Source organism: Gracilibacillus thailandensis (genome assembly GCF_010994055.1).
Taxonomy (GTDB): Bacteria; Bacillota; Bacilli; order Bacillales; family Amphibacillaceae; genus Gracilibacillus; species Gracilibacillus lacisalsi.
On the sequence record NZ_WJID01000063.1, the window covers coordinates 1 to 21,392 of the forward strand.

The 21,392-nt window shown below is 35.3% G+C and carries 20 protein-coding genes and 1 pseudogene; 15 read left to right on the forward strand and 6 right to left on the reverse strand.

The window, feature by feature from the left end:
- The coding region (locus GH715_RS16760) for a mechanosensitive ion channel family protein (protein ID WP_153836336.1) at positions 1 to 1,110 on the reverse strand (1,110 nt) is incomplete at its 3' end.
- A gap of 126 nt (positions 1,111 to 1,236) precedes the next feature.
- Between GH715_RS16760 and safA the strand changes: the two genes are divergently transcribed.
- The gene (safA, locus tag GH715_RS16765) at positions 1,237 to 1,836 is read left to right on the forward strand and encodes a SafA/ExsA family spore coat assembly protein (protein ID WP_153836335.1); all 600 of its coding nucleotides are present in this window, start codon (positions 1,237 to 1,239) and stop codon (positions 1,834 to 1,836) included.
- Between the two features lie 198 nt (positions 1,837 to 2,034).
- On the forward strand, positions 2,035 to 3,381 hold the full coding sequence (locus GH715_RS16770; protein ID WP_153836334.1) for an aspartate kinase: 1,347 nt from the start codon (positions 2,035 to 2,037) through the stop codon (positions 3,379 to 3,381).
- 19 nt (positions 3,382 to 3,400) lie between these two features.
- Here GH715_RS16770 and GH715_RS16775 read toward each other — a convergent pair whose 3' ends face one another.
- On the reverse strand, positions 3,401 to 3,643 hold the full coding sequence (locus GH715_RS16775) for a DUF2627 family protein (RefSeq protein WP_018931650.1): 243 nt from the start codon (positions 3,641 to 3,643) through the stop codon (positions 3,401 to 3,403).
- Between the two features lie 235 nt (positions 3,644 to 3,878).
- Between GH715_RS16775 and GH715_RS16780 the strand changes: the two genes are divergently transcribed.
- From GH715_RS16780 to GH715_RS16815, 8 genes are all read left to right on the forward strand, one after another.
- Entirely contained in the window at positions 3,879 to 5,492 is a 1,614-nt protein-coding gene (locus tag GH715_RS16780) for an AAA-type ATPase lid domain-containing protein (protein ID WP_153836333.1), read from the forward strand.
- Positions 5,489 to 6,562 (forward strand): butyrate kinase, encoded by a 1,074-nt coding sequence (buk, locus tag GH715_RS16785; RefSeq protein ID WP_153836332.1) that lies wholly within the window; start codon positions 5,489 to 5,491, stop codon positions 6,560 to 6,562. The genes GH715_RS16780 and buk overlap by 4 nt, the downstream gene beginning before the upstream one ends.
- Before the next feature lie 17 nt (positions 6,563 to 6,579).
- A complete protein-coding gene (lpdA, locus tag GH715_RS16790) occupies positions 6,580 to 8,004 on the forward strand; it encodes a dihydrolipoyl dehydrogenase (protein ID WP_153836331.1) in 1,425 nt (474 codons plus the stop codon).
- A complete protein-coding gene (locus GH715_RS16795; protein WP_153836330.1) occupies positions 7,997 to 8,998 on the forward strand; it encodes a thiamine pyrophosphate-dependent dehydrogenase E1 component subunit alpha in 1,002 nt (333 codons plus the stop codon). Before lpdA ends, GH715_RS16795 begins: the two co-directional genes overlap by 8 nt.
- The gene (locus tag GH715_RS16800; RefSeq protein WP_153836329.1) at positions 8,998 to 9,981 is read left to right on the forward strand and encodes an alpha-ketoacid dehydrogenase subunit beta; all 984 of its coding nucleotides are present in this window, start codon (positions 8,998 to 9,000) and stop codon (positions 9,979 to 9,981) included. Before GH715_RS16795 ends, GH715_RS16800 begins: the two co-directional genes overlap by 1 nt.
- Positions 9,982 to 9,993: 12 nt before the next feature.
- The gene (locus GH715_RS16805) at positions 9,994 to 11,262 is read left to right on the forward strand and encodes a dihydrolipoamide acetyltransferase family protein (RefSeq protein WP_390308498.1); all 1,269 of its coding nucleotides are present in this window, start codon (positions 9,994 to 9,996) and stop codon (positions 11,260 to 11,262) included.
- A 214-nt stretch (positions 11,263 to 11,476) separates the two neighbouring features.
- Positions 11,477 to 12,106: a transporter gene (locus tag GH715_RS16810; protein ID WP_153836327.1), complete on the forward strand. Its 630-nt coding sequence runs from the start codon at positions 11,477 to 11,479 to the stop codon at positions 12,104 to 12,106.
- Positions 12,107 to 12,108: 2 nt separating this feature from the next.
- Positions 12,109 to 12,747: a trimeric intracellular cation channel family protein gene (locus GH715_RS16815; protein ID WP_153836326.1), complete on the forward strand. Its 639-nt coding sequence runs from the start codon at positions 12,109 to 12,111 to the stop codon at positions 12,745 to 12,747.
- On the opposite strand, the gene GH715_RS16820 is transcribed toward GH715_RS16815, so the two are convergent.
- Positions 12,744 to 13,427 (reverse strand): TerC family protein, encoded by a 684-nt coding sequence (locus GH715_RS16820; protein WP_153836325.1) that lies wholly within the window; start codon positions 13,425 to 13,427, stop codon positions 12,744 to 12,746. The two genes, GH715_RS16815 and GH715_RS16820, sit on opposite strands and share 4 nt — an antisense overlap.
- Positions 13,428 to 13,614: 187 nt before the next feature.
- Here GH715_RS16820 and GH715_RS16825 point away from each other — a divergent pair, with 187 nt between their 5' ends.
- From GH715_RS16825 to GH715_RS16835, 3 genes are read left to right on the forward strand one after another with little or no spacing between them, the layout of a single operon-like run.
- Positions 13,615 to 14,598, forward strand: a complete 984-nt coding sequence (locus tag GH715_RS16825; RefSeq protein ID WP_153836324.1) for a BMP family ABC transporter substrate-binding protein — start codon at positions 13,615 to 13,617, stop codon at positions 14,596 to 14,598.
- Positions 14,599 to 14,626: 28 nt separating this feature from the next.
- A complete protein-coding gene (locus GH715_RS16830) occupies positions 14,627 to 16,447 on the forward strand; it encodes an ATP-binding protein (protein WP_153836323.1) in 1,821 nt (606 codons plus the stop codon).
- A gap of 60 nt (positions 16,448 to 16,507) precedes the next feature.
- Positions 16,508 to 16,939, forward strand: a complete 432-nt coding sequence (locus tag GH715_RS16835; protein WP_153836322.1) for a BrxA/BrxB family bacilliredoxin — start codon at positions 16,508 to 16,510, stop codon at positions 16,937 to 16,939.
- A 113-nt stretch (positions 16,940 to 17,052) separates the two neighbouring features.
- Here GH715_RS16835 and prli42 read toward each other — a convergent pair whose 3' ends face one another.
- The gene (gene prli42 / locus GH715_RS16840; protein ID WP_018931637.1) at positions 17,053 to 17,157 is read right to left on the reverse strand and encodes a stressosome-associated protein Prli42; all 105 of its coding nucleotides are present in this window, start codon (positions 17,155 to 17,157) and stop codon (positions 17,053 to 17,055) included.
- Positions 17,158 to 17,248: 91 nt separating this feature from the next.
- Here prli42 and GH715_RS16845 point away from each other — a divergent pair, with 91 nt between their 5' ends.
- Together GH715_RS16845 and GH715_RS16850 are read left to right on the forward strand one after the other, a co-directional pair.
- Positions 17,249 to 18,367 (forward strand): M20/M25/M40 family metallo-hydrolase, encoded by a 1,119-nt coding sequence (locus GH715_RS16845; protein ID WP_153836321.1) that lies wholly within the window; start codon positions 17,249 to 17,251, stop codon positions 18,365 to 18,367.
- 10 nt (positions 18,368 to 18,377) lie between these two features.
- Positions 18,378 to 19,469 (forward strand): annotated as a pseudogene (locus GH715_RS16850) (DNA polymerase IV); the annotation flags it as partial.
- Positions 19,470 to 19,690: 221 nt separating this feature from the next.
- On the opposite strand, the gene rnz reads toward GH715_RS16850, so the two are convergent.
- Positions 19,691 to 20,608, reverse strand: a complete 918-nt coding sequence (rnz, locus tag GH715_RS21375) for a ribonuclease Z (protein ID WP_153836319.1) — start codon at positions 20,606 to 20,608, stop codon at positions 19,691 to 19,693.
- Between the two features lie 3 nt (positions 20,609 to 20,611).
- Positions 20,612 to 21,355, reverse strand: a complete 744-nt coding sequence (locus GH715_RS21380) for a glycerophosphodiester phosphodiesterase (RefSeq protein ID WP_153836318.1) — start codon at positions 21,353 to 21,355, stop codon at positions 20,612 to 20,614.
- Positions 21,356 to 21,392: the final 37 nt, after the last annotated feature.

The following is a 21,392-nucleotide window of genomic DNA, read 5'->3' on the forward strand; positions in this document are numbered from 1 at the left end:
GTTAGTGTTCTGATCGCTGTTCTTACGGAAGCTCTTCATAAATTCGTGGCTTTCCTGAGCTAAATAAAGCGAACGGGAAGGGAAAGCGACTGAAACATTTTGTTCTTCTAATATTTCCATAATTTTAAAATTTACTTCCTCTTTTATTTTTAAGTATTCTTCCCAAACAATTGTGTTTGTAAAGAAATAAAGCATAATATCTAAGCTGCTATCATTGTATTCGGAAAAACGTACAAAAATGGTTTCTGGATGAATATCCTCATTATTTTCTAAATAGGCTCTAATTTGTTTGATCACTTCTTCAAGCTGCTCTTTTGATGTACCGTATTCTACACCTAAATTAAAGAAAATTCGTCTTTTTCCCATTTGGCTCCAGTTCGTTATCGGTTCATTTGATAACGTGGCATTGGGAATAGTAATAACAGAATCGGCAAAGGTCCGAATGATCGTACTGCGAAAGCTAATATCTTCAACGATCCCTTCAATACTAGGTGACTGAATCCAATCACCAATAGAAAACGGTTTTTCTGTAATAATTACAACTCCACCAAATAAATTTTTGATTACTTCTTGTGCAGCTAATGCAAAGGCAAGACCACCTAGACCAAGCCCGGCAACAAAACCACTTACCTCGTAATCAAATTCCTGAGCAATAATACTGAAACTGATGGCAATGATGATTACACGAACAGCTTTTGAAAGAAAAGGTATTAAAATTTGATCAATTTCAAAATTAAAACTGTCATTTATCTTCATAAAGAGTAGTGAAGAACTAGAGGATAGATTGTATAACCCCCAAGTTATCACGATAATAAAACTCACACTAATAACCTTATCGAATAACTCATTTTCTTGATTGATATAAGGAAAATAACCGATAGCAATATACACACCGATAATCATGATTAACATACGTAATGGCTTTTCGAATGCTGTTAAAACATAATTGAAAAAGTCGCTTTTTCCTTTTTTAGCTATCTTTAACAATAAATAAAAGATATATTTAATAAAAAGTTTCCTTAGGATAAATGCAATAAATACGATTCCTATACTTATTGCGATATCAACATAATCATCATAAGAAATGCTTTCCCAAAATCTCCAATTCAAGTCTAACCCTCCACCCTTTTCAACCTATTGATACTTTATCATGAACCCTTTGTTATTTCCAATTATTTAAGCGAATAATAACAGCTGCTTGGGGAAATATAGAAAAAAATTTAAGGAGCTGTAATGATGAAAAAAATATTGGTGATAATGTTTTCTTTATGTATGATTCTGTTTCCAGTTCAAACAATCTTTGCCGCAACTCATGTCGTCCAGTCTGGCGAAAGTCTTTGGAAAATTTCAAAAAAGTATCAAATTGGTTTATCGGAAATCATAGAAGCCAATCAACAAATTGAAAATCCTGATTTAATCAATCCTAACCAAAAAGTAAACATCCCAACCAAGGATGAAATAAAGTCGATTGAGCATCAAGTTATTCAATATACCAATCAAGAGAGAGAAAAATACGGGTTATCACCACTAAGACCGGATTGGCAATTGTCACGGGTTGCCCGTTATAAATCAGAGGATATGCAGCAAAATAATTATTTCAGTCATCAAAGTCCAACGTATGGATCTCCTTTTAATATGATGAATGATTTTAATATTAACTATCGTTCTGCTGCAGAAAATATCGCTCAAGGACAGGAAACCCCATATCAAGTTGTACAGGCTTGGATGAATTCGAGTGGCCATCGAGCAAATATTTTAAATAGTGAATATACCCATATAGGTGTAGGATATGTAAGATCAGGAAATTATTGGATGCAAATGTTTATTTCAAAATAAGAAAGACAAGTCTAATAGTAATCTCTGTTTATATGATTTGATTTAAACCAAAATTTTAAGGTGTCATTCACCTTATTCACATAAGCGGTTAAATACTCCAATATTTTTGCGTTTAGACACTACTTTTGTTTAACAATTCTGATAAAAGTGTGATAATATTTTTATTGGCATAAAAATAATTATTGGAGAGGTTAAAACATGAAAGTAGCTAAATTTGGAGGAAGTTCAGTAGCTAATGCTGAGCAATTACAGAAAGTAGCAAATATTATTCAAGATGACAAAGAACGTAAAGTAATTGTTGTATCTGCACCTGGAAAAAGATTTTCTGATGACATCAAAGTAACCGATCTGCTTATTGAATTAGGTGAAGCATACTTTAACAAGCAAGATTACCAAGGAAAGTTACAAATTGTATTAGATCGCTTTCACGAAATTACGAAAGAACTCAACATAACAGATAAAATTATCCAAGAGATAAAAGATGGCGTAGAAGGGATACTTGCTTCTGATGATAGTGACGCACTAAAAATGGATGCGCTAAAAGCAACAGGGGAAGATTCATTAGCAAAAGTTTTAAGCGCTTATCTGCAATCGTTAGGACTTAAAGCAACGTATTTAAACCCAGGAGAAGCAGGTATATTGGTAAGCGACAATCCTGGTAGTGCGCAAATTTTAAATGAGAGTTATGATCAGCTGTATAAATTAAGAGAACGTGATGAGATAGTAGTCATTCCAGGCTTCTTTGGTTACACAAAAGATGGTAAATTAATTACATTTTCCCGTGGTGGATCAGATATTACAGGTTCAATTGTAGCGGCAGGTGTAAAAGCTGATCTCTATGAAAACTTTACAGATGTTGATTCTGTTTATTGTGTAAATCCAACAATAGTCGAGAATCCTAAAGAAATCACTTCTTTAACATACAAAGAAATGCGCGAACTATCTTATGCAGGCTTCTCTGTTTTCCATGATGAGGCACTAATTCCAGCCTTTAAAGCAGATATTCCAGTTTGTATTAAAAATACGAACAACCCTCAAGGAATGGGGACGATTATTGTATCGAAAAAGGAACCGCAACCAAATCCTGTGGTAGGAATTGCTAGTGATACTGGATTTATTAGCATTTATGTAAGTAAATATTTGATGAATAGGGAATTAGGTTTTGGCCGAAAACTACTAACTATTTTAGAAGATGAAGATATCTCTTTCGAACATACTCCTTCTGGAATTGACGATCTTTCGGTCATAATCCGTGAATCTAGCCTTACAAAAGAAAAAGAAGAACGTGTAATTGCTCGAATTAAAGATGAGCTTGATCCGGATACTGTAAGTGTGGATCGAGACTTAGCTTTAATTATGGTTGTTGGCGAAGGGATGGATAGTACGGTAGGACTAGCTGATAAAGCAACACATGCCTTTACTAAAGCAAATGTCAATATTGAGATGATGAACCAAGGCTCATCAGAGGTCTCTATGATGTTTGGTATAAAAGCCGATAAAGTAAATGAATCAGTTAAAGCATTGTATAACACTTTCTTTGAATGAATATAAAAACAGGTATTCCTCATTGGGAATACCTGTTTTTTTTTCCACCTTTTATTAAATGTCGTTTGCGATCTCTGTGAAGGATAAATCCACCGATAAAATATAATCCTCCCGCAAAAAGTCCTAGCCCCACAATGAACTGAACAATAATGTGCATAAATATATCAGTAAGCTCGCCGAAAAATGCATCTCTCATTAATTTAATACCATAAGTTGCTAATATAGCAGGTAAGGCTAATAGCAATAACGCTATAATTCTCACAATACTTCCTCCTACCACGCGTTGATAATATATGGATTCAAAGCAAATCGTCCGTAAGCCACAGTATTTTCATATGCTATGTGGGAGATAATATAATGGACGATAAGTTTCGCTATCCATCAACATAGTAACGCTGATAAATTCTCATTTTATTATAGCAAAAAACGACAATAAAAGAAATTATCTATTCTTGCAAAAAATTGCAAGAAGTTTTATCATAAGAGTATGAAAAACAATGCAAGGTGTGATGAAAATAACTGCAAACACATTGAATAGATATGACCATTTATTTCATAACTTACCAGTTGGCTTATTATTGGTAGATAAAAACGATAAAATAAATTATCTAAACAAGATAGCTCTAGATATATTTGATTTGGATGGGGATATAAGTAATGTTTCTATTAATGGATTACTTGAAAATGCTACTACAACTGACGTTAAACAAACGCATGATCCTATAGAAAAATGCGATATCACCAAAAGAAATAGAAAGCAAGTAGTAACGCGATATAGCCCTTACTTAAGTGAGCAAGGAGAATTGCTTGGGGTCATCATTCTGGTCGAGCCTTTATCTTTATTCCATGAGCGTGTCAGTCAATTAACGAATATCGATTTAGTTCAAGGAGTCTTGCAGGAATTACGCAATAGTCATGCAAAATTTCGTGTTGTACTTGTAGATCATAGTGAATGGTTAAGTAGTGAGAATTGGTGGGATGAATTACGTGCAATTAGTAGACATGCTGACAAGTGGGTACATAAATTAGCAGAAATAGCGATGGAATCTAGACGAGAAATCAAAGAGACTTTTCAAGATAATCAGATTTTGTCCAATCATATTGAGATCATAAGTAAACCAATTCAAAAATATGGGAAGTTAATCGGTTGTGTGCAGTTTTTAAATGCAGATAAGTTAAATAAAAGTGAACAAGAACTTCAATTCACCAAAAAAATCATCAGAACATTAGAAAAGACTTACCAAATAGACGATATTATTGGGGAATCGCCAGCAATCAATATTGCACGCGAACATGCTAAGTTATATGCAAAGATGGAAACCCCTTTACTCATTCGAGGGGAAATGGGAACTGGAAAATATATGCTGGCAAGAGTCATCCATACTCTAAGTGATAGGTATTCACATCCTTTTTTAAGATGTAACTTTTCTGCATTAGCAAGTTCGGACAATATGAGCATGGAGTTGGATCATGTATTGCGATCTGGAAGAAACGGAACAGTATATTTTTATATCGATGAAATAATCGAAAAAGAAAAACAAGAACAATTATTGAACTTTGTAGACCATACAGAAGAATTGCGAGTGATTTTTGGAAGTTCACAGGCTCTACTGTCCGAACATTGGAAAGATTCTTTTTATAATATGATTCAACGTTACCAAATAACGTTACCAGCTTTAAGAGAAAGGGAAGAAGATATCTCATTGCTAGCAGGTGCACTTTTAGCTAAACTTAACCGACAGTATCATACAAATATATCAAAAATAGACAAGGAAGTTATTAAATATTGGAAAAGGTGTGAATGGCCTGGTAACATTGCTCAACTAGAAAGAACACTTGAAAATCTCGTGCTAGAAGCTGATGCTTTTACGCATGTGATTACAAAAGAGCAGTTAGAAAAAGATGATTCTAAAGAAAGCCGTCATTTACATAGAGCTAGCTCTCATATGCCGTTACAGACTGCGATCGATCAGTTTGAAAAAGAATATATTATATTAGCTTTACAACAACATGATTTTAATAAAACGAAAACAGCCAAATCCTTAGGTATTTCTGTTCGTAATTTATATTATAAGATGGATAAATATAAGATTGATCGAGGTGCTCCATGACGAAAAAGATTTATCGTATTTTAGTTATCAATCCATTGGTGGAAAGTACAAGAATAGCACTGTTTGAGAATGACGAGTGCTTATATGAACAGCTGGTCGTTTTAACAGATCATTGTGTAGCGAAAGGTATAATTACACAACGAGATGAAAGAAAGCGAAATATTATGAATAGCATCCAATCCGTTGGTATCGATATTTCTACAATCGATGCTGTTTGTGGAAGGGGTGGGCTTCTACGTCCAATTGAAGGTGGTACTTATCAGGTAAATGAGCAAATGGTAAAAGATTTAAATAATAGTATTAATGGCACCCACGTCTCTAATTTAGGTGCATTATTAGCTTTTGACATAGCAAGTGAATGGAATGTCAATGCTTATATTGTCGATCCTGTCGTAGTAGACGAGATGCTAGATATAGCAAAAAAGACGGGAATACCTTCGATTGAACGGAGAAGTATTTTTCATGCATTGAACCAGAAATCTGTAGGAAGATCGCTTGCAAGTCAACTTCATGCAACATATGAAGATCTTTGCTTAGTGATTGCCCATATGGGTGGTGGCATAACGGTTGGTGTCCATCAATACGGACAGGTAATCGATGTTAATAATGGTTTTGATGGTGACGGTCCATTTTCATTTGAGCGTGCAGGTTCGATTCCGAATAAAGATTTGATACAATTAAGTTTTGATTCAGGTATGACTAAAGAAGCATTGCAACATCAGTTAATTAACAAGAGTGGAATTAAAGCATATTTAGATATTGAAAGAAGCGCTGATTTAAAAATATTATGGAGATCACAACCCGAGAAAGTGAAGGAAGTATTTGATATTTTAGCCTACCAGGTAGCAAAAGAGATAGGAAAGATGAGTACGGTTGTATCTGGCAATGTCAATGCAATTGCTCTAACAGGTGATCTGTCTGAATATGATTATCTGAATCAAAAAATTATCGAGCAAGTAAGTTGGATTGCTGATACCTATGTATTTCCCGGAGAAAATGTGATGTTAGCTCTTGCGCGAGGTACATTAAGAGTTTTACAAGGAATAGAGAAAGTAAAGCAATACAATTAAAGGAAGGAATGGCTTACATGGCATTAAATTATGATCTTGTTATTCTTGGCGGGGGCACCGGCGGCTATGTTACGGCAATTCGTGCTGCTCAATTAGGTTTAACAACAGCAATTGTTGAAAAGCAAAAGCTTGGCGGAACCTGTTTACATAAAGGATGTATTCCTACGAAAGCTTTACTGAAGAGTGCTTCCGTTTACCAACAAGTAATAAACGCAGCTGATTTTGGTGTGGAAACAACAGCCCCAACATTTAATGTGAACCAAGCAATGGTACGGAAGGAAAAGGTAATCAACTCTTTACATCAAGGTGTCGAACATTTAGTCCGCACCAATAAAATTGATGTCTATGAGGGGGTAGGTCGTATATTAGGTCCATCTATCTTTTCGCCAATTGCTGGATCAATCTCAGTCGAATATGATGACGAAAGAGAAAATGATATATTAGTATCTAAAAACGTAATTATTGCAACTGGGTCATCACCAAGTATACTGCCTGATATGGAAATCGATCATAGAGATATCGTTACTTCAGATGACTTAGTAGAAATGACTGAATTACCAAAATCGATCATCATTGTAGGTGGCGGAGTAATTGGAATGGAATGGGCTTCTTTCTTACATGATGTTGGTGTGGAAGTAACAATTGTGGAAGCACAAGATCAAATACTTTCTACATTTGATCATGATATAGTGAAACAATTGAAGCGACTATTAACAAAGAAAGGAATTACCATCCTTGAACAAGCCAAAATAGATCCTAATTCCATTGAGAAAGGGACTGAAATACAAGTAAAATATCAACAACAGAATGAAATCCAAAATATTTCAGCCGAAAAGTTGTTGATTGCAGTAGGAAGACAAGCAAATACTAAAAAAATAGGTATAGAAAACACAGATATACAACTTGATCAAAAAGGGTTTATTGTGGTGAATGAACATTTTCAAACTAAAGAGAGCCACATTTATGCGATCGGTGATGTGAATGGTGGACAACAACTTGCACATGTTGCGACTTATGAAGGGAAGAAAGCTGTAGAGCATATTGCAGGAATTAGTAGCAGTTCCATAACGCAACAGGAAATTCCGTCATGTATCTATGGAAGTCCAGAAATAGCAATGGTTGGTTATACAGAACAAGAAGTAAAACAAAAAGAATATGATTATCGTGTAGAGAAAGTATCGCTACAGGCGATTGGAAAAGCACATGTAAATGGTCATACAGAAGGTTTTACCAAAATAATTATAGATAAACAAACAAATGATATTTTAGGAATTCATATGATAGGTGACCAAGTAACAGAATTAATTGGACAAGCTAGTACTGTAAAATATTTTGATGGTTCGGCTTTAGAATTATCTGAAGTAGTCTATCCACATCCATCTTTGAGTGAAATTATTGGAGAGGCTGCATTAGCAGCCGAGGGGAGGAAAATTCATGGTTAATCAAACTTATTCATTAGAAAACGATAAAGATACGTTACTAGCAATGTATCGTGAGATGTTATTAGCAAGAAGAATTGACGAAAGAATGTGGTTATTAAATCGTTCGGGAAGCATTCCATTTGTTGTGTCCTGTCAAGGACAAGAAGTAATGCAGATAGCAGCTTCATTTGCCTTGAACAAAGAGCGAGACTATGTGTTGCCATACTATCGTGATCTAGGTGTTGTCATCCATTTCGGTATGACTACAAGAGAAATATTTTTACAGGCGTATGCCAAAGGCGAAGACCCAAACTCTGGCGGTCGACAAATGCCAAGTCACTTTAGTCAGAAGAAGAATCGTATTGTTACAGGATCTTCCCCTGTAACGACTCAAGTGCCACATGCTGCAGGTTTTGCCCTAGCTGCAAAAATGGAAAAAAATCCTGCTGTATCGTTTGTCACTTTAGGGGAAGGCTCTTCGAATCAAGGTGATTTTCATGAAGGATTGAATTTTGCTGGTGTTCACAAATTACCTGTTATTTTTATGGTGGAAAATAACAAGTATGCTATTAGTGTCCCTTTAAATAAACAAGTAGCATGTGAAAATATTTCGGATCGAGCAATTGGTTATGGGATAAAGGGAATTAAAGTCGATGGAAACGAAGCGATCGAAGTATATGAAGCAGTTAAACAAGCACATGAGCGAGCTTTAAATGGAGAAGGGGCAACATTGATTGAAGCTGTTTCCTATCGTTTAACACCTCATTCAAGTGATGATGACGACATGACTTATCGTACAAAAGATGAGGTAACGAACGAAAAATCAAAAGATGGTATAGTACGCTTCCAAAACTTCTTGTTTGAAAAAGGATATCTTACGGAAACAATAAATGACGATTTAGAAGCGGAAATTAAAAAAGAAATAAATGATGCGACAGAATATGCTGAGAACGCACCATATGCAGATGCTTCTACAATTAATAATTATGTCTATGGTGAAAAGGGGGATCACTAATGGCTGTTATGACGTATATTCAGGCAGTTAACCAAGCATTGAAAGAAGAAATGGAACAAAATGAGAAAGTATTTGTTCTTGGTGAAGATGTGGGAAAAAGAGGTGGTGTTTTCCTAGCAACAGCAGGTTTATATGATCAATTTGGGGAGGAACGAGTGATAGACACACCGCTAGCTGAATCTGCGATCGCAGGCGTTGGGATTGGAGCAGCGATGTATGGCATGCGTCCTGTTGCAGAAATGCAATTTGCTGATTTTATTATGCCTGCAGTTAACCAAATTATTTCTGAAGCTGCGCGGATTCGATATCGGTCTAACAATGATTGGAATTGTCCGATAACAATAAGAGCACCTTATGGTGGAGGAGTACACGGGGCACTTTATCACTCACAATCAATTGAAGCTATTTTTGCAAATCAACCAGGGTTGAAAATTGTAATGCCATCATCTCCTTATGACGTAAAGGGATTACTTAAAGCCGCTATTAGAGATGATGACCCAGTGCTATTCCTAGAACATAAAAGAGCTTATCGTCTATTGAAGGAAGAGGTGCCAGAAGAAGAATATACTGTTCCGATCGGTAAAGCAAACACCGTTCGAAAAGGCGATGATGTAACAGTGATCACGTATGGGTTATGTGTACACTTCGCCAAACAAGCAGCAGAAAAACTGGAGCAAGAAGGGATTAATACCGAGATTGTTGATTTACGGACGGTATATCCACTAGATCAGCAAGCGATTATTAACGCTGCTTCTAAAACAGGAAAAGTGTTATTAATCACTGAAGATAATAAAGAAGGCAGTATAATAGGAGAAGTGTCTGCTATTATAAGTGAACATTGCTTGTTTGATTTGGATGCACCGATTCGTAGATTAGCGGGACCAGAAGTACCTGCAATGCCTTATGCACCACCGTTAGAGAAAGAATTTATGGTAAGTGCAGAAAAAATTGAACAAGCTATTCGTGATTTAGCGGAATTTTAAGAAGGAGTGAGAATGTTGACGGTGCTACGAATTAATATGCCTCAGCTTGGCGAGAGTGTAACAGAAGGAACGGTGAGTAACTGGCTTGTCCAGGTAGGGGATTACGTTGAGAAATATGATGCAATTGCAGAGGTAATGACAGATAAAGTGAATGCAGAGGTTCCTTCATCTTATTCTGGTGTTATTAAAGAATTGATTGCTGAAGAAGGAGAAACAATTGAAGTCGGTCAATTGATGTGCTACATCGAGGCAGAAGGTGAAGAGAATGAGCAGGCATCCTCAGCTCCTGCACCAGAATCAAATGATGAACCGTCGGTAGAACAAAATATGAAAACCCGTTATTCTCCAGTAGTCATGCGGTTAGCAGGAGAGCATCAAATAGACTTAAGTACGGTAACCGGTTCAGGTAAAGGTGGTCGCATAACGAGAAAAGATATTGAAAAAGTTATTGATAGTGGGCAAGCATCGATAGTTGATAAAACTGAACCAATGTCAACGCAAGAAGAGAGTACAGCGGAGCAGGAAGACCTCGAGGAATTTACGCCACCTATCATTCGTCGTAAAGCTGTCCAAGCGAAACCTGGTGATCGTGAAATACCGGTGACAGGTCTAAGAAGAACGATTGCTCAAAATATGGTACGATCGAAAACCGAAATACCACATGCATGGATGATGATTGAAGTGGACGTTACCAATCTGGTTGCATATCGAAATGCTGAGAAAGATAAATTTAAGGAAAATGAAGGATATAACTTATCTTATTTTGCCTTTTTCTTAAATGCTGTGGCAAAAGCCTTGAAGAAATTCCCTGAATTAAATAGTTGCTGGGCAGGAGACAAAATCATTCAGCGTAATGAAATTAATCTATCGATTGCAGTAGCTCATGGACATGAATTATATGTCCCTGTAATTAAAAACGTAGATGAAAAAAGTATTAAAGGTATTGCCAAAGAAATTGCTCAGCTCTCTAATAAAGCAAGAACAGGGACGCTAACGAAAGACGATATGGAAGATGGAACATTCACAGTGAACAATACGGGGTCATTCGGTTCTGTGGAATCCATGGGTGTTATCAACTATCCACAGTCAGCAATTCTACAAGTAGAATCCATAGTAAAACGACCGGTTATAATCGATGATATGTTCGCTGCTCGTGATATGGTAAACCTTTGTTTATCATTAGATCATCGTGTGTTAGATGGTGTAATCTGTGGAGCGTTTATGTCACACGTTAAAGCAATTTTAGAGAATATATCAAGTGAGACAACACCAATTTATTGAAAATGGTAAAAATCAGTTTCAATTTTAGTCTAAAAACAGTATACTAAATAAAGTAAGGGAAACCTGTGATCGTTGTTGAGGTTTCCCTTTAGTTTGTTTGACGAAATCCAGAGAAAAACAGTGGTGCCAGTGATTCTTTGGGCATATCAGTCCACTTGTCTAGTATTACTAGAGCATTAGGCCAGCTTTTTCTTTTAGAATAATGGTGATAATAATGCAGCAAAAAGCTAGAGTGATATATGACATGGCCATGATTCTGTTAGTTATGGTCACTATATTGACACTGTGGGTTGAACATACGGTGAATTCTACCATTAATTTGATTGTATGGATCGTATTTTTAATTGATTATATCATTCGAATCATATTAGCAGATAATAAATGGCAATTCATTAAAAAAAATCCTTTTCTATTACTCGCAGTTATTCCATTTGATCAATTCTTTCAAGTAGCAAGAATTGTCCGATTGTTCTATCTGTTTCGAATCAAAACGATCACGAAATATTATGTTACACCTTATATAAAACAATTAACCTATACTAAAAAAATGCTACTGTTGTTGTCACTACCGGCACTGTTACTAGTAGAAACGATTATGATCTGGAAAATGGGGAACAAATTAGAATTTTGGCATGAAGCATTTTTCGTCGTATTCCAGCATTTGTTTATATTTGTGAATAGTTTAGAAAGCATTAACCATTTTCCTAGTATTTTGCTATTAACGATAACCTCGATATTCGGTGTTATTATTCAAGGATTAGTGTTACAATGGTTATTTGATAAGCTAGAAGATATTTGGCATAAAAGGAAACAGATATTTTCATCTACGAAAAGTGGGGGATAGCCATGTTTTTAATTGAGGCATTTGTTTATATTGGAACAATAGCATTTGCTATTTCTGGGTCTTTAATTGCAATCAAAAAAAATTTAGATATATTTGGTGTCATTTTATTAGGGCTAACTACAGCATTAGCTGGTGGTGTGATTAGGGACTTGATGATCGGTAATATACCACCAACTAATCTAGCAGATCCGCAATACTTTTTAGTTAGTTTACTAGCAAGCTTGGCAACTATATTATTTTATGACAAAATCGATAAATTTGAACATGGGATCACGTTCTCGGATGCAATTGGATTAGGCGTTTTTACCGCTGTCGGTGCCAATGCTGCCATTAGTCTCGATTATTCTCAGCCATTCCTTATAGTAGCAATGGGATTAGTAACAGGAATTGGTGGTGGTGTCTTACGAGATGTATTCGTTCGAGAAATTCCATTCGTATTTCGCAAAGAAATATACGGGATTGCTTCGATTGCAGGTTCTATTGCATTAATCAGCACATATGAATTGCTGTCACCAACGATTAGCTTATATATTTGTCTAACGGTGACCTTAACAATACGTATGCTAGCGGTCAAGTGTAAATGGAATGTCCCAGTTGTTCATAAAAAAGCACCAGTTAAGAAAGGAACGGTCAATTATTAAGAATTTTGCTCAGTTTGTTTATTGGTAATATAGCCGGAAATGATTACACCAATTGTGACTATAACACTTAATAAAACAGTAATCAGTCCAGATTCCAGTTGGAAAAACTGATAAACAAATGGTTCATGTACTAGCATATCCACACCAGTGTATACTAATATAGCTGATCCGATATACATGAGATACGGGTAACGTTTTAGAAGATGAACAATAAATTTAGCTCCAAATATCATTAACGGAATACTCACGATAACACCTAATGCCAGTAATGTAATACTACCTTTGGAAGCACCTGCAATTGCTACAACATTGTCTAAACTCATGATGACATCCGCAAGAATTATGGTCATTACTGCTTTGTATAAAGATTGATGTGATGTGATTTCTTGTGCTTCCTCCTCTTTTATTAAAATCTTGTAACCGATCCAAATTAATAAAATACCACCTATAAGGTAAATTAGCGGGAATTTCAGCAGATAAATAATTCCAGTCGCAAAGATAATTCTAAGGATAATAGCTCCAGCAACCCCAATTAAAATAGCTTTGTTTTGATTTTTTTTATGGAGATTTTTTGTTGCCATCGCGATAACTAAAGCATTATCCCCAGATAATACTATATCAATTGAGATTATTTGTAATAAACTGATCCAATCGATTCCTGCAAACAATGATATATTCAATGCATTACTCTCCTCCCTTATAGCTACTAAATCCTGTATCGTTTAACTATATGCTCGTCTACTTTGTCGATATGACTATTATTTATGGAAGAAAAATGTCGAAAATGAAGGAAATTTGTAAAAGTGTGTTCAAATCTTGTCTTTTTATGTATAATAGACTTGTTACTATGAATAAGGATGAGGGCATATGGAAGCAAAAAAACAGGTAAAATACATATTAGCAATTACATTGATTGTAGTATCGATCTTTGTTATTTTTTTAGTGTTTAAATCTAATCAGATAATGAATAATATGAATGCTTCTGAAACAGCGCCTACTAAAGTATTAATCTTAACGACTGACCGATTAAATGATCAAAGCTGGGGAAGCTTAGCTTATAAAGGAAAAATCCTTATTGAAGAAGAGTATAATGTAACTGCTGAAGTGCTTGGAGAAATCAATGCAGAAAGAGATACATCTTCCCTTGTTGAACAGTATGTTGAAGAAGGTTACGAATTAATTATCGGACATGGTAGAGAGTTTTCTGAACCATTTTACCGAATTATAAATCAGTATAAAAATGTTCAATTTGTGACATTACATGGTGATAATATTGCGAAAAACCTTGCTGTTTATACTTTTAATCAAAATGAAATAGAAGTGATTGCAGGTATGGCTGCTGGATTAAAAACAAAGTCGAATAAAATTGGACTAATAGATGCTGTTGATAATAGTCATAAGGATTGGGGATTTTCCAAAGGAATTGAATTAATTGATGATTCAATAGAATTGTTGTACAAAGTAGTCCCTGAAAGAACAAGTAAATCAGCAGCAAAATTAGTTGCCGCTGAATTAATTGATCAAGGTGTAGATGTCATCTATACGAAAGGGAACAGTTACAATCAAGAAGTTATTAATTATGCAAAAGAGCAAGGTATATATACAATAGGTTACTTAGAAGATCAATCTTATATGGCTGAAAATAAGGTGCTTACTAGTGTTCTAAATAACGTGCCTATGGCTTATAATGCCATTTTGGAAGATTTTCTAAGTGAAGAAGGAATTAAGTTTGAAAAGAAATACTTGGATGATAATGATGGAGTTTACGGTATTGCACCTTTTGGTCCGATGTTTTCAGAAGATGAAATTGAACTAATCGAAGAAGCAACAGACTATAAAATACCGCGATAATTTTAGCTAATGATAGGAGTAATGCCAAATGATTTCCTCTTTTCGAAAATTTTCATTACGCAATAAATTACTATGCATTCTCCTTACTGTAATGGTTATTTTTAGCGGCTTTTCGCTTTTATTAATTCAATCCATTGAAGAAGTAAGTGATGTAACGAACTCTATCAAAGATGAAAACCTACCTGAAATTGTATGGTTAAATCAGTGGGAAAAGGAATTAGAAATAAAAAAACAGATAGTTCTCAGTCATTCTCATACTGATTTTGAAGATGATTTCCAACAGGCATTTGAAGAGAATGAGATTGCCACCAGTAGTATGGAATTAGAGGGTGAAATTCCAATACCAGAAAGTATTGAAGGCATCCATAAGCAACTTATGTTATTAGATTTTACTGTGACCAACAAAGTATTTGGTTTGCTTGAATATGGAGAAGCAGAGGCAGCTAAAAATGTGATTGAATCAGAATACTTACCTGTTCTAGAATCACTGAAAGAAAAAATCATTGCACAGAGGGATGAGGAGTACAGTTCTTTACAACAAAATACAAATACATACCCGGAGATTATTGAAAAGTCCTTATATTTTTTACTGATCATAACGATAGTTGGTATTTTAATTTCCTTGTATTTTTCATTCAAAATGAGTAAGAGTATTACAAAACCTATCGAATCTATGGTAACGAAGGTAAACAAAATTGCAAATGGTAATTATGGGGAAACCGTATCTAGTACTACCCAGTTGGAATTGCAAAGTCTAGCTAAATCGATTAACCAAATGTCCGTTAGCTTGCAACAGTCGTTTCAGCAAATCATTTCTGATAAAATGAAGCATGAACAAATTTTAAACTCATTGCCTGTAGGTATCATTACGTATGATAATAATGCCGATGAATATATGTCAAATTCATATGTACGTGATTTATTTGAATTGAGCAATGAAATCATTACAGATAAAGATATTATAGAAAAGCAAAATAAATATCCTATACTTAAAATGCTTGTTTCTAATGAGTCTTTCCAAAATAAAAAGCTTCATATTACTATTCGCAATAAAGAGTATGTCTTACTAGTTTCACAGAGTAAATTGAAAGATCGTCATCAAATGACAACAGGAAAAATCCTTTTCTTTATTGATGTTACGGAATCTACGAAACTGGAAAATCGTATCATTCAGTCAGAAAAACTTGCTTTAGTTGGGGAGATGGCGGCTAGTTCAGCTCACGAGATAAGAAATCCTTTAACAGTTATCCATGGTTTCTTAACACTTATGAAGGAATCGATGTCAGAGGAGGAAATGAAAAAATACAACTTTCATTTAATAATGAAAGAGATTCACAGACTTTATTCCATTGTGGAACAGATGTTATTAATGTCAAATCATAAAAAGCCAGAAAAAGATATGGTATTATTGAAAAACATGCTAGATGACTTACTCCCACTTATGTATAATTCATTGGAAGCAAAAAATATTAAAGTAGAGACAGATATAACTGACGAATACATACTTGCCGATCAAAAACAGTTAAAGCAAGTATTCTTAAATCTCTTACGAAATAGTAAGGATGCAATAGGGGATAGTGGTTCAATAAAGATTGAAAGTAAAGTGGAAAATAATAAGTACCATATATATATAAGTGATACGGGATCAGGTATTCCAGATTCTGTTAAAGATGTGTTGTTTGAACCTTTCTCTACATCTAAATCTAACGGTACCGGATTAGGATTAAATGTTGTTTGTAGAATTATTAAAAATCATCAAGGTGACATTTCTGTTGTTTCCAGCGATTCTTCAGGAACGACATTTAAAATCACATTGCCTATTATTAAGACTAAAAGTTCAGTTAATTGAAAAAGTTGATGTCAATTGTTACTATTTAAGAAAGTACTTTATTTAGAGAGGGCGAGCAAAATGGAATTTAACTTATTTATGGGAGATATAGTGGAATCAGCTAGAAACGAAATCACACAAGCAGGATTTGAAGAACTTAGAACGCCTGAAGATGTGAAAGAAGCTTTATCTAAAAGTGGAACCACATTAGTAATGGTAAATTCCACATGCGGATGTGCAGGCGGTGTTGCAAGACCTGCTGCAGCTAGTGCTATTCATTATGATAAAAGACCAGAACAGCTAGTGACCGTTTTTGCTGGACAGGATCGAGAAGCAACAGAAGTAGCACGTCAATACTTTGAAGGTTATGCACCATCGTCTCCTTCATTTGCTTTATTAAAAGATGGACAAATTCTGAAAATGGTGGAAAGACATGAAATAGAAGGGCATAGCCCAGTAGAAGTAGTGAATAAACTGCAAGGATTGTTTGATCAATATTGTGAGGAAGTGTAATCTCGAGATTGTATAAACTTACTCGAAGAAGTTTTAAACCCGTTTCAATCACGAATGAAACGGGTTTAAATTTGTTATTATCTAATGGTTATCATTTCAAAATACTGAACAAGTTAGTTAACAAACATTGCTAAACCTGCTGTTAAAGTTGATAATACCATTGCTACAATCATAATATATATAACGAGTTTCATTCGCTTTTCACGCTTAGATGCCATATTAAATCCTCCTTTATGAGCAATACTAAACTATATTTTACAACTAATTAAAAGAATGGACAAGTACATATCAAGAAAAGGGGTATAAACTTTGATTAATCAAGAACGTATTGTTAACCAATTTATCGAGTTAGTAAAAATGGATTCAGAAACGGGAAAGGAAAGAAAAATAGCTGATTATCTCATCAATCTTTTTCAGCAATTAGCATTAGAAGTAAAAGAAGATCAAACCAATCAAATAACAGGACATGAAGCAGGTAATATCATTGCGCGACTAGAAGGAACCAATAAAAACATGCCGGGCATTTATTTTACCGCACATATGGATACTGTTGCTCCTGGTGAAGGGATTCAGCCAGAAATACGTGATGGTATCATCTATTCAGATGGAACAACGATTTTAGGTGCGGATGATAAAGCTGGAATATCCGCTATTTTAGAGCTTATTCATATCATGAAAGAAAACCCGATAGAACATGGTGATATTTATTTTGTGATTATGAGTGGGGAAGAATCTGGACTTGTAGGATCCCGGCAATTTGACGTTAAGCACTTACCGGTTGAGTACGGTTATGCGCTGGATAGTGATGGGGAGGTTGGCACCATTATTACAGCTGCACCAGCACAAGCAAAATTATATGCCACGATAAACGGAAAGGCTGCTCATGCTGGGGTGAGTCCGGAAAAAGGAATTTCTGCGATAAGTATGACTGCTAAAGCAATTACGAAGATGCCATTAGGTCGAATCGATGAAGAAACTACTGCAAATATAGGAAGTTTTGAAGGGAAAGGACCGACAAATGTAGTATGTGAGCAAGTATTATTAGTTGCAGAAGCAAGGTCTTTATCAAAAGATAAATTAGATAGACAGGTGAACGTAATGTGTCATGCGTTGGAAGAAACAGCTTCACAAATGGGTGGAACGGTTGATATAGAAGTTAAAGCCATGTATCCAAATTATCAATTTACAGAAAAGGATCAAGTCGTACAAGTGGCTCAGGATGCTGTAAAAGCTGTAGGCAAAACCCCTGCATTAAAAGTAAGTGGTGGTGGAAGTGATGCAAATCATCTATCTGGAAAGGGAATTCCAACAGTTAACTTAGCAGTAGGTTACGAAAATATTCATACGAAAGATGAAAGGATTAGTATTTCAGATTTAACAGAAGTACCTGTTTTATTATATGAAATTGTTAAAAAATCAACTGAATGAGCGTGATGATATGAAATCATGGTATCCGAAAAACGGACGTGTCATATTACATGTTGATATGAATAGCTTTTATGCATCGGTAGAAATAGCAGATAATCCACAGTTAAAAGGCAAGCCACTTGCTATTGCAGGTAATCCTGATGAACGTAAAGGAATTGTTGTTACAAGTAGTTATGAAGCACGAAGTAAAGGTGTAAAAACTACGATGTCTCTTTGGGAAGCGAAAAAACATTGTCCTCAATTGATTGTAAAAAGACCAAATTTTGATCGTTATCGAGAAGTTTCCAATCAAATTTTTCGTATTTTGGAGGATTATACACCATATGTGGAGCCTGTTTCGATTGATGAAGCATTTCTGGATATCACAGACAGCTATGATCTAGGAAATCCGCTCGATATTGCCAATGCTATTCAACAACATCTCGCAAATGATTTACATTTACCTTGTAGTATCGGGATAGCGCCTAATAAATTTCTGGCGAAAATGGCTTCAGATATGAAAAAGCCAAACGGTATTACGATATTAAGAAAAAGAGATGTCTCCTCTAAGCTATGGCCGCTGCCAATAGAAGAAATGTATGGGATTGGAAGTAAGACAGCCGAAAAATTAAAGAAATATCAGATCGAGACAATTGAAGATTTAGTGGAAACAGATACAGTGCTATTAAAAGGGTTACTAGGAGTGAATGGGGAGAGGTTAAAAACAAGGGCGTTGGGAGAAGACCCACGTCCAGTTGACCCAGAGAGTGCGAGCAGTTTTAAAAGTATCGGAAGCTCTCAGACTTTCCCTGTTGATGTATCTGATTATGAGCAACTAGTCGGACAATTACGAGTTCTTTCGGAAAGCGTTGAAAAGCGTCTGCATCGAAAATCAGCTGTAGGTGATGCCATTCAGTTAACCATTCGTTACAGTGATAGAAAGACAATCACGAGAAGAATGAGATTGAATCAGTACGTTGAAAAGGCTGCTGACATATTATTTTACAGTGAACAGTTATTGGAAGAGCATTGGAATGCTGATCCCGTTAGGTTACTAGGTATTACTGTACAAAATGCGGTAAAAAAAGAGGATATTACTTACCAGATAGATCTGTTTCATTATTTAGATGAGCCCAATTAGGATTTGACTATGACTAATTGAGTGATTAGGAGATTTAATACTTCAATTAGTATCAGGGACATAATGAATTAAGTAGAACGAGAATCCGAACTATCTGAATCGCCCACAGAAAGCGAAATATTTTGCCGTAGCGGTATGCGTACTCAGACATTAAGGTTCGGATTTTTGCTATCTAATTCCTTTGTTGTCCTTGATTCATAGTCTCATTTTATAGAAGTTGAATAAAAATCATGTGCGATAACCGTTTCTTCAAAATATTGTTTAGCCTCTAATAATAATTGATCTATTTCATCCAATTGAAACCTCGATGATATATGGGTAAGAATCAATTTCTTTACATTTGCTTTTTGTGCGATTTTTGCAGCTTGTGCTGTAGTAGAGTGAAAGTAATCATATGCCAGTTGTACCTGTTCCTTGTTAAAAGTAGCTTCATGAATCAATAGCTCCACATTTTCGACAAATGAGACATATTCTTCTTTAGTTCTGGTATCACCTAAAATGGCAACGCTTTTGCCTTTCTTCGGTTCTCCGATATAGTCTTTGGAATGGACTTTGTTACCATTGGGTAGTTGAACTGTTTCTTTTGTTTTAAATTGACGATAGATCGGTCCAGGTGTAATACCATCTTCTTTTAATTTCTCTACTAATAATGGCCCCTGACTGTCTTTTTCATCAATACGGAATCCAAAGCAGTCAATCGCATGGTCTAACTTTTTCACGGAGACGGAAAATTGATCATCCTCAAAAATAATCCCCTCTTTCAGTTCTTCTATCATAATGGGGTAGGATAGTTTGGCTTGACTAACCGTTAATGCAGTTTCTATAAATTGTTTAATTCCTGTCGGACCGTAAATAGTTACTGGTTCCTCCCCACCTTGAAAAGATCGACTGCTTAACAAGCCAGGTAACCCGAAAATATGATCTCCATGTAAATGTGTGATGAATATTTTCTCTATCTTCCTCGGCTTGATTGAGGTATGTAATATTTGGTGTTGTGTTGCTTCTCCGCAATCAAACATCCAAAGCCCATTACGCTCTTGTAACAAATCTAGTACGATGGATGTAACATTCCGATCTTTACTAGGTAATCCAGCCCCTGTTCCTAAAAAGTGTATGTGCATCGATTAAATCCTTTCTGCAAATCTTCTTTTTTTGATGTCGATCGCTAATTTAGGTACATCTGTAAAAAGGGCATGACACCCTAAACGAATCGCTCTCTTAATAGCAATTGATGAATTTACTGTATATACCGCGACATATAATTGGTTATCATTTGCCAGCGTAACTAACCTGTTCGATAGTAGGCGATAACTGATATGGATACCTTTTGCTTTAATTTTTTTACTATATGGTACCAAAGCTTTATTATGTCTACCTGTTAATAAAGCATAATCGATCTCGACTTTTCCATCAAAAATTTTTGTAATACTATCGTGGTTAAAACTCGAAATAACCGTTTGCTTTGTCATATTGTATTTAGCTAATTTCTGGCAGACTATGTTTTCTAACCCTTGATAGAAAATTATATTATTTTTAAGTTCTATGTTTAATTTTAATTGTTTATCCTGGTTCCATGCAAGTAGCTCATCTAAGGTCGGTATTGTTGTGTCCTTATAGTGATAAGATTTCCAACTTCCTGCATCTAATTGTTTCAGTTCGTCATAAGTAAAATCTTTCACAAAACCTTTCCCGTTAGTTGTCCTGTTTAGTTGTTCATCATGAATTAAAACAGGGATGTTGTCTTTCGTTAATTGAACATCTGTTTCAATACCATCCGCTCCGTGTTTATATGCTAGTTCAAAAGCAGGCATTGTATTTTCGGGTGCATATTTGCTAGCGCCGCGATGTGCATAAATAATGGTAGACATCATTTCACCTCTATGTAAAAGTTTAGCTTCTTCATGA

Bases quoted from the DNA above. Each gene is read 5' to 3' on its own strand.
- GH715_RS16815 (WP_153836326.1), top strand. From the start codon at position 12,109: ATGTTTTTAATTGAGGCATTTGTTTATATTGGAACAATAGCATTTGCT.
- GH715_RS16805 (WP_390308498.1), top strand. From the start codon at position 9,994: ATGTTGACGGTGCTACGAATTAATATGCCTCAGCTTGGCGAGAGTGTA.
- GH715_RS16835 (WP_153836322.1), top strand. From the start codon at position 16,508: ATGGAATTTAACTTATTTATGGGAGATATAGTGGAATCAGCTAGAAAC.
- GH715_RS16780 (WP_153836333.1), top strand. From the start codon at position 3,879: ATGCAAGGTGTGATGAAAATAACTGCAAACACATTGAATAGATATGAC.
- lpdA (WP_153836331.1), top strand. From the start codon at position 6,580: ATGGCATTAAATTATGATCTTGTTATTCTTGGCGGGGGCACCGGCGGC.
- GH715_RS16810 (WP_153836327.1), top strand. From the start codon at position 11,477: ATGCAGCAAAAAGCTAGAGTGATATATGACATGGCCATGATTCTGTTA.
- GH715_RS16795 (WP_153836330.1), top strand. From the start codon at position 7,997: ATGGTTAATCAAACTTATTCATTAGAAAACGATAAAGATACGTTACTA.
- prli42 (WP_018931637.1), bottom strand. From the start codon at position 17,157: ATGGCATCTAAGCGTGAAAAGCGAATGAAACTCGTTATATATATTATG.
- GH715_RS16770 (WP_153836334.1), top strand. From the start codon at position 2,035: ATGAAAGTAGCTAAATTTGGAGGAAGTTCAGTAGCTAATGCTGAGCAA.
- GH715_RS21380 (WP_153836318.1), bottom strand. From the start codon at position 21,355: ATGTCTACCATTATTTATGCACATCGCGGCGCTAGCAAATATGCACCC.
- safA (WP_153836335.1), top strand. From the start codon at position 1,237: ATGAAAAAAATATTGGTGATAATGTTTTCTTTATGTATGATTCTGTTT.
- GH715_RS16825 (WP_153836324.1), top strand. From the start codon at position 13,615: ATGGAAGCAAAAAAACAGGTAAAATACATATTAGCAATTACATTGATT.
- GH715_RS16830 (WP_153836323.1), top strand. From the start codon at position 14,627: ATGATTTCCTCTTTTCGAAAATTTTCATTACGCAATAAATTACTATGC.
- rnz (WP_153836319.1), bottom strand. From the start codon at position 20,608: ATGCACATACACTTTTTAGGAACAGGGGCTGGATTACCTAGTAAAGAT.
- buk (WP_153836332.1), top strand. From the start codon at position 5,489: ATGACGAAAAAGATTTATCGTATTTTAGTTATCAATCCATTGGTGGAA.
- GH715_RS16800 (WP_153836329.1), top strand. From the start codon at position 8,998: ATGGCTGTTATGACGTATATTCAGGCAGTTAACCAAGCATTGAAAGAA.